The sequence below is a fragment of the Pararhizobium mangrovi genome, assembly GCF_006516965.1.
GTDB lineage: Bacteria > Pseudomonadota > Alphaproteobacteria > Rhizobiales > Rhizobiaceae > Pararhizobium_B > Pararhizobium_B mangrovi.
Genome location: NZ_VHLH01000057.1, coordinates 1 through 6,920, shown reverse-complemented (window position 1 = coordinate 6,920; position 6,920 = coordinate 1). Strand labels below are relative to the sequence as shown.

At 62.0% G+C, this 6,920-nt stretch carries 6 protein-coding genes; 1 reads left to right on the top strand and 5 read right to left on the bottom strand.

Annotated elements, in window-relative coordinates:
* Positions 1-176 precede the first annotated feature (176 nt).
* From FJU11_RS18045 to FJU11_RS18025, 5 genes are read right to left on the bottom strand one after another with little or no spacing between them, the layout of a single operon-like run.
* Entirely contained in the window at positions 177-1,271 is a 1,095-nt protein-coding gene (locus tag FJU11_RS18045; RefSeq protein ID WP_141168464.1) for an ABC transporter ATP-binding protein, read from the bottom strand.
* A 9-nt stretch (positions 1,272-1,280) separates the two neighbouring features.
* Positions 1,281-2,108: a carbohydrate ABC transporter permease gene (locus tag FJU11_RS18040; protein ID WP_141168463.1), complete on the bottom strand. Its 828-nt coding sequence runs from the start codon at positions 2,106-2,108 to the stop codon at positions 1,281-1,283.
* A 4-nt stretch (positions 2,109-2,112) separates the two neighbouring features.
* Positions 2,113-3,006, bottom strand: a complete 894-nt coding sequence (locus FJU11_RS18035) for a carbohydrate ABC transporter permease (protein ID WP_210242916.1) — start codon at positions 3,004-3,006, stop codon at positions 2,113-2,115.
* Positions 3,007-3,030: 24 nt separating this feature from the next.
* Positions 3,031-4,287 (bottom strand): ABC transporter substrate-binding protein, encoded by a 1,257-nt coding sequence (locus FJU11_RS18030; RefSeq protein WP_141168462.1) that lies wholly within the window; start codon positions 4,285-4,287, stop codon positions 3,031-3,033.
* A gap of 36 nt (positions 4,288-4,323) precedes the next feature.
* Entirely contained in the window at positions 4,324-5,079 is a 756-nt protein-coding gene (locus FJU11_RS18025; RefSeq protein WP_181408244.1) for a helix-turn-helix domain-containing protein, read from the bottom strand.
* 118 nt (positions 5,080-5,197) lie between these two features.
* Here FJU11_RS18025 and FJU11_RS18020 point away from each other — a divergent pair, with 118 nt between their 5' ends.
* On the top strand, positions 5,198-6,751 hold the full coding sequence (locus FJU11_RS18020; protein ID WP_268935223.1) for a sulfatase family protein: 1,554 nt from the start codon (positions 5,198-5,200) through the stop codon (positions 6,749-6,751).
* Positions 6,752-6,920: the final 169 nt, after the last annotated feature.

The following is a 6,920-nucleotide window of genomic DNA, read 5'->3' as shown; positions in this document are numbered from 1 at the left end:
GTACCACCAGTACGCTCGTCGCCATCCGTCTCGGTCCTGACGCAAACAGGGTCGGCAGAGCGTTTCCGTATAAACCTGAAAGGCTCTAGCTCGATCCTACATGGGACGGCCTGGAAAACGGTTCGTTGCTGCGAGGCAGCGAAACCCGCAGACTTTGCAGGGGGCCTACCGCAAGGTCAGTGCTTCGGCGCGCCGGTTATCGCAGCGCCGGATTCGATGGCGAAGGCATGCAGGCGCTGTTGCGGCAGGCGGACGCGGACGTGGTCGCCGCGTACCGGATGATCGCTTCCGCCGACCCGGGCAAGCAGACGGACATCGCCGATACCGAGGCTCAGCAGTGCATCCGCGCCGAGCAGTTCGTCGAGATGGACGACCGCCTCGTGAACCGGTTCCGACGCCGGAACGCTCTCGCCGACGAGTTCGATGTGCTCGGGCCGAATGCCGAGCCTCACCTTGGCGTATGCATCGGGAACGGATTGCGGGAGGGAAACCGAAAGGCTGCCGCAAAGCGATTTCCAGCTTCCGTCGCCCGTCCTTTCCACATCGACGAAGTTCATCGCCGGGCTGCCGATGAAACCGGCCACGAATTCGGTCGCCGGATGATCGTAGACCTCGCGTGGCGTTCCGACCTGCGCGACGACGCCCTCGTTCATGACGACGATCCGGTCGGCGAGCGTCATCGCCTCGATCTGGTCGTGGGTCACGTAGATCGAGGTCACGCCAAGACGATCGTGGAGTTCCTGCAATTCCATCCGCATCTTGACGCGCAGCTTCGCGTCGAGGTTCGAAAGCGGCTCGTCGAACAGGAAGACCTCGGGCGTGCGCACGATGGCGCGGCCGATGGCGACGCGCTGGCGCTGCCCGCCGGACAGCGCCGCAGGCTTGCGCTCGAGATATTCGCTCAGGCCGAGCATTTCGGCGGTACGTTCCACCCTTTCACGGATTTCCTGGCTTGCCACCTTCTGCAGCTTGAGCGCCATCGCCATGTTGTCGAAGACATTCTTGTGCGGATAGAGCGCGTAGTTTTGGAACACCATCGCGACCTTGCGGTCCTTCGGGTCGACGTCGTTGACGCGACGTCCGCCGATGGTCAGGTCGCCCGTCGTGATGCTCTCGAGACCGGCGATCATGCGCAGCGTCGTCGACTTGCCGCAGCCGGAAGGCCCGAGCAGTACGAAGAATTCGCCGTCCCTGATCGTCAGGTCGAACTTCTGGACTGCCTCGTAGCTTCCGTAGAACTTTCCGACCCGGTCGAGCCTGACTTCAGCCATCGCTCCGCCTCACTTTCCTGCGCCGGCGGTCAGACCACCGACTATCTGCTTCTGGAAGATCGCGGTGATCACCAGGATGGGGATGATGGCGATCACGGTCGCCGTCGAAATCGTTTCCCAGGGAAAGGCGTATTCGCCGGGATAAAGGGAAATGCCGACCGGCGCCGTGCGCATCGAGTTCTGCGTCATCAGCACGAGTGCCAGCGGGAACTCGTTCCAGGAGAAGATGAAGACGATCAGGCCCGTCGCCACGAAGCCCGGCCACGACAGCGGGATGACGATCGAGCGGAAGATGCGGAAGAAGCCCATGCCGTCCATGCGGGCCGCTTCCTCGATCTCGGCTGGAAGCGTGGCGAAATAGCTGGCGAGCATCCACACCGTGAAGGGGAGGAAGAGGCCCGTATGGGCGATGATGAGGCCCGTATAGGTGTTGAGCAGTCCGAGCTCCAGAAAGGTCTGGAAAAGGGAGGGCAGCAGCGATACCGGCGGAAACATGGTGACGGCGAGGATCGCGACCATCATCACGCGTGCGCCTCGGATCCGGAGCCTGGAGAGGGCGTAGCCCGCGAGCCCGCCAAGCGCCAGCGACGCGGCGGTGCAGCCGATGCCGACGATGAAGCTGTTGACGACGTAGAGCAGCAGTTCCGGCGTATTGGTGATGATGTTGATGTAGTTTTCGAGCGTGAAGGGCTGCGGCAGATATTGCGGCGGCCACGCATAGATCCCGGTCGAGGTCTTGAGCGACGTCAGGATCAGCCAGACGATCGGCAGGAAGGAGATCACCGCCGAAAGCACGACGAGCGTATAGAGCGCGATACGGGGACGGGCGGTCGTCATCGGGTCAGTCCCTGTTGCGCAGGAGGAAGATGTAGACGAGGCTCATGGCAAAGATCACCAGGAACTGCACGACGACGAGGGCCGCCCCGAAATTGAACTCGATGAAGTCGAAGATCACCTTGTAGGCATAGAGCGAAAGGCTCTCCGTCGCGGTGACCGGGCCGCCGTCCGTCAGGTTGAAGGGCAGTTCGAACGTCCGCAGCGCATCCATCGAGCGGACGATGAGGGCGACCAGGATCGGTGCCTTGAGAAGGGGAAGGGTGATCTGGCGGAATTCCTGCCAGCGGCTCATCCCGTCCATCCGTCCCGCTTCGTAGAGTTCACGCGGGATCGATTGCAGGCCCGCCAGAATGATCAGCGCCATGAAGGAGGAGGTTTTCCAGATCGCGACGATCGACATCGAGATCATCGCCAGCGTCTGGTCGCCGAGCCAGTTGATCGGCCGGTCCGCGAGCCCGCTCTGCAGGGCAAGGGCGTTGAAGAGCCCGTAGTCGGAATTATACATCCACCGCCACATGAGCGCGTTCAGGGCGGTGGGAAGCGCCCATGGAAAAAGCACCGCCAGGCGCGCGATGCCCTTGCCTCGGAAACTCTCGTTCATGAGCAGCGCAAGGCCGATGCCGACGAGGAGCTCGCACGGGATGGTGATCGCGGTGAAGGTGAGCGTGACGCCGAGCGCGTTCCAGAACCGGCCGGTATGGATGAGCTGGCTGTAGTGTGCGAGGCCGACGAAGCGATAGGGCTCGGACCCGTCGATGCTGGAATCGCCGAAGCTCAGCACGATCGACTGAAGGATCGGGTAGACGAGGATCGCCGCGATCACGAGCACGGTCGGGGCGACGAAACCGATGCCTGTCCACTGCATGCGCCGGTCGAGGGTGGAGGTGGTGCCGGTCATCGGATCGTCGCCCTGATTGCGCTCTTATTGGCCGAGAATCTGTTCGACTTCCTTCTGTGCGTCGTTCAGCGCGTCCTCGACCGACTTTTCGCCGTGCAAAGCCCGGGTAATCTCGAGCTGCATGACGTCGGAGACCCTCGGATAGTCCTTGCCGGTGCGCGCGGAAGGCCGCACGACGCTGAAGTTGTAGTCCTTGCCGAACTTCGAAAGCACCTCGGCCGAAGCGATCTTCGGATCCTTGTAGACGGCCGGCCGCGTCGGCGCGCGGTTGTCCTTCACCGCTGCCGAAAGCTGCTGGTCGTGACCGGTGAAATAGGAGACGAGCTTCGCGGCTGCCTCCTTGTTCTTGGAATTCGGGTTGATCCCGAGGAACCAGCCGCCGACCGTGGTCGTGTTCGCATCCTCGTGCCCTTCGAAATAGGGAACGCGCGTGAAGTCGAACTTGCCGGCGACGGGGCTGTCCTTGGCTGCCAGCGGTTCGTAGACGAAGCCCTGGACCATGAGGAAGGCGGCGCGGCCCTGCTGGAAGAGGGTACGCGCGTCGTCCGGGCGAGAATTGAGGATGGAATCGGGGGCGAGACGCTCTTTCTTCAGAAGGTCGACCATGAACTGCGTGGCCTTGATATTGGCCGGTGAGTTGATCGCAAGCTTGCCGTCGGCGTCATAGAAGCCGCCGCCATTGCCGTTGACGAAGGCGAGCCAGTTCATGAACAGGCCCTCGATCTTCGCCCACATCGACACGAAACCATGGAACTGCGGGTTGCCCTCGCCATCCATGATCTTCTTGCTGTCGGCCACCAGCTGTTCCCAGGTCTTGGGAACCGGCAGGTCGTACTTCTCGAGCAGATCCTTGCGATAGAAGAGATGGATGCCGTCGGTGTAGAGGGGAAGCGCGTCGACCTTGCCGTTTACGGTGGCGGCAGAGACGAGTGCCGGATTGAATTCGTCGATCTCCTTCTTCGGGATCAGGTCGTTCAGCGGCTGCAGCCAACCGCGCTGGGCGAACTCGCCCACCCAGATGACGTCGAGCGCGAAAACGTCGGGCGTGGGGCTGCGCGCCGTCAGGCTCGTGACGTAGAGCTTGCGGGTCTCGCCCGGCACGTCCGAAACCTTGTTCCATTCGACGTTGATGTCCGGATTGGCCTTCGAGAATTCCTTGAGATCGCGTTCGACCGTCGGGCCGTATCCCCGGGAGCCGATCGAAAGCACGAGATCCTCCGCCGATGCCGCAGATGCGGCGAGACCGACGGCTGCGGCCAGTGCAAGACACTTAATGTTCATGTTTTCCTCCCTGGTATCGTAGAAACGTCTCGGCGATCAGCCGACCATGGCCATGTCGCCGTTCTTGCCTTCGATGCGTGATCGCTCTTCCATAAGCAGACGGCGGATCGCTGCCGCATGCGCGCGCTCGTCGAGTACCGGTATCGCCGCTTCGGCGACGGTGAGAATGCAGGCGAGCTCGCCGTCGTCGCCGTGCACGGCGATGCAGAACCGGCGCACGCCCTTGGCGTTGCCCATCATGTCGTACTGCATCTCACCGAGGTCGACCTCTGCGATGGTCCGGTTCACCGTTGCCCAGTCGAGCTGGCGGCGTTCGAGGCCGGCCGAATAGAACGCGTTCCTGTCCCAGTTCTTCTCGATTTCGGCCGTGGGAACGTGCGCGAGCGCCAACCGCGTGATCGAATCGAGCTCCTGCGTGGCGCGTAGATATCCACGGTAGGCCCTCAACCGGATATCCTGTTCCGGGTGCTGGGTGACGATGTGCCAGAGCAGGCTCTGTCCACTCAAAACGACGATTTCGGAAGCCGAGGTCAGCTTCTGTGAAAGCGTGGCGCAGGCTTCGGCAAGGCGTTCGGAGATCACGCCCGGCTTGCGCACGCGCCGCTCGAAGCTGAAGTTCGGAAGAAGTTTGCGATCGTTTGCGCGGTAGATCAGCCCAAGTTCCCGCATCTCGGCGAGGATCCGATAGCCGGTCGATACCGGCAGTCCGGCAAGTTCGACGATTCGCTGGGCGGGCATCCCGCTGCCGTCGCCATCGCGCTCGGCGAAAGCGAGAGCTTCCATGATGGCCATGATCCTCCCGGTCGAACCCGACATCACCAACCATAGATTTACAGTTTCCGGAAATAGGATTATCATAAATGAGAAAAGGGCGTCAAGGACAGTCGTGCGGAATGCGGGAGGCGCAGCAGTGAAACCCAATATCCTCTTCATCATGTCGGACGATCATGCCGCGAAGGCGATCTCGGCTTATGGTCACGGGCTCAACACCACGGCCAATATCGATCGGCTCGCCCGCGAGGGCATGCGCCTCGACCATTGCTACGTCACCAATTCGATCTGCACGCCGAGCCGCGCTTCGATCCTGACGGGCACCTATAATCACGTGAACGGCGTCACGACGCTCGACACGCATATCGACAATCGCTGGCCGAACGTCGCCAAGCATCTTCGCCATGGCGGCTACCAGACGGCGATGGTCGGCAAGTGGCATCTCGGCGAAGGACGCGCGCACGAGCCGACCGGCTTCGATTTCTGGTCGGTCCTGCCGGGGCAGGGCGAGTATTTCGATCCGGTGATGATCGAGATGGGTGAGGAGCGGAAGCAATCGGGTTACGTGACGGACATCATCGCCGACAAGTGCATCGACTGGCTCGATGCGCGCGATGCCGATCGCCCGTTCTTCCTGATGTGCCACCATAAGGCGCCGCATCGCAATTTCGAACCGCATCCAAAGAACCGCGACATGTTCGACGGCAAGGACATCAAGGTTCCGGCGACCTACGACGACGATTACGCAAACCGCGCGCGGGCGGCGGAACAGGCGCGCATGCGCGTGCGCATGGATCTGAAATATGCCGATCTCGGGCTGGTGCAGCCGGAAGGCGGCGACGAGGTCGGCGAGCTATGCGTGCCGGGTTCGACCGAACGGCGCGTGCCGCACCCGCAGGACCCGCGCGGCCTCGTCCTCATCGACCGCCATACCGGCCAGTCCTTCACATTCGAGACCGAGGAGGAACTGGCGCTCTTCAAGTACCAGCGTTACATGAAGCGCTATCTCGCGACGATCCATTCGATCGACGAGAATGTCGGCCGGATGCTCGATTGGCTCGACGACAACGGTCTGGCCGAAAACACCATCGTCATCTACACGTCCGACCAGGGCTTCTTCCTCGGCGAACACGGATGGTTCGACAAGCGGTTCATGTACGAGGAATCGCTGCAGATGCCGTTCCTCGTGCGCTACCCCGAAGGCATCAAGCCGGGTTCGGTCTCGAGCGACATCGCCACCAACGTGGATTTCGCGACGACGTTTCTGGACTATGCGGGACTACCGGTACCCTCCTACATGCAAGGGTCTTCGCTGCGCGGCGTCTTCGAACAGTCGACGCCGGAAGGCTGGCAGGAGATCGCCTATCATCGCTACTGGATGCACAAGGACGCGCACCACAACGCATGGGCGCACTACGGCATCCGCGGCCATCGCTACAAGCTGATCTACTGGTACAACTCCGCGCTCGGCCAGCCCGGCGCGCTTGGCGCCGACGAACCTCCGGAATGGGAACTGTTCGATTGCGAGACCGATCCGTTGGAGCTCGTCAACGTGGCCGGCGATCCGGAATATGCGGACGTCTTCGCCGACATGCTCGAGCGTCTGGACGCCCGGATGATCGCGATCGGCGATACGCCGGAGCACGACAGCAAGGCGACGCTCGGAAGTGTGAACGGGCGACATCCGACCTGATCATGACGCCCGGAGCGAGGGGCTCCGGACACGGCCCCTCGTTTTAGAGCGCTTCCGTATGAACCTGAAAGGCTCTAAGTGTGAGCTTTCATTAGGTTGTCCATCCGGTCCGGACCGGGGATGCTGAGGTTGTGAGACTTCAGAGTCCAGGGAGGGACCGGATGAACAT